This is a genomic window from Cyclobacterium sp. 1_MG-2023 (assembly GCF_030546805.1).
Classification (GTDB): Bacteria; Bacteroidota; Bacteroidia; order Cytophagales; family Cyclobacteriaceae; genus Cyclobacterium.
In genome coordinates, this window is sequence record NZ_JAUOPC010000048.1 from 1 (window position 1) to 1,547 (window position 1,547).

Genomic DNA, 1,547 nt, shown 5'->3' on the forward strand with positions numbered 1-1,547 from the left:
CTAGAATTCATTTTCCCTTAACATTACTCGCTATGGTAATCAACATAACGAATACCCAAAACCCCTAAGGGGTGTCAGTTTTGTAGCCAAGGCTGTGAAGCCTTGGTAAAAACGGTAGAAACGACCTGATTTTGGCGGTATTGTTGCTCTTTTTTCTGCAACAATGCTGACAAAATCACTTACGTAAAACGGCTTACCTTACCACCTTGCCTAAGGACTCTGGAAGTTGCGGATTTCATCCAACCCAATCTTGGCCATAGCCTAAAAATCCCTCATCCAATCAACTATCTTTGCAAAGGTTGCCTTTTTGGCTTTTGTGGCATCTTGTGACTCCCTTTTTTCTCTCATATAGTTAGAATGTGCCTTTCTATATCTAAAATCATTGCCCTGACAGCCTTTAAATCATCCACCGAAAATGAGCCTTTCGCGTTTGCTTTTCAGCCGAGGATCTGTGATCAGTGGTAATACCAATTTGAAAATAATTCAAAACCATCACCCAATCACCCGATCACCAAATCACCCCATCACTACATCACCCCATCACCCCATCCATTTAAATCAGTGTTTCGGCGGGTCTAATTCTGCAAGAAGTTGTGCAAACAGTCCCATTCCCCAATTGCATATTGAACCTTTTGTTTCTCTTTGAAATGCTATACCACCTTTATTTTCTTCTGCCACACCATCAAGATACCCATCGGCTGTAAGTCTTTTCTCCACCCCTTGTAAAGCCAATAATGCAGAGGCTTTGGCATTCTTTCCTAACCAACCTCTGCGCACTCCAATTGCCATTGCCGTGCCTATACCGCATGTGCCGGATGTTTCAGGTGCGGTAAGAGAATCTCCGGCAAAGACTGACCACATACCATCTTCTCCTTGAATTGAAATTAAATAATCAGTTGCCCTTTGTAACTCTTCAATTAAATCTTGTGGAGGATTAGGTAAGACATCCAATGTTTTTGCAAGCCCCAATACATACCAGGTTAAGCCTCTCGACCACAAACGGAAAGTTCTTTCCTGTGTAGCTAAATTGTACCTTAACCATATCGCCCCTTGTTTGTCAATTAGGTAATCGCGGCGAAATCTCAACTGACTGATTGCTATATCTGCCAATTCAGGTTTGTTTAATTGTTGTGAAATTACTGCTAAAGGCCAAGCGACAGTGTAATTCCCTTCGGCAACAATTGTATTCCCATTTTTTATGACTCCCGCTGAATCTGTTTTACTTTCCCAAAAGTTTAAAACATGCTCAATTTCAGGGTGCTCAGGTTTCCATAGGGCCAACTGAGCCAGACACGATGTAAACTCTATTCCAATTTTTTCATAGTTGTGATTAATCCTATCATTATTAGGAAAAATGAGTGACATGTGCTTTTCCAGGCTATTTTTATACCTTGTTCCATCCCCTGCCCTTTCCGACAGTTTAGCGATTCCGTCTATTACACATCCCTCTTGCCATCCATACTCTGTTAAATGATTATTCCGACAAAAGTATACCAGCATTCCGCGGCAAAGTATACCAGTCTTTTCTCTGGCATCTTAATCCTTAA

General features: G+C 41.4%; 1 protein-coding gene. It reads right to left on the minus strand.

Annotated elements, in window-relative coordinates:
- Positions 1 to 558 precede the first annotated feature (558 nt).
- Positions 559 to 1,500 carry a glycoside hydrolase family 88 protein gene (locus Q4534_RS24025; RefSeq protein WP_303615705.1) on the minus strand — a complete coding sequence of 314 codons (942 nt, stop codon included), beginning with the start codon at positions 1,498 to 1,500 and terminating at the stop codon, positions 559 to 561.
- Between the last annotated feature and the right edge of the window lie 47 nt (positions 1,501 to 1,547).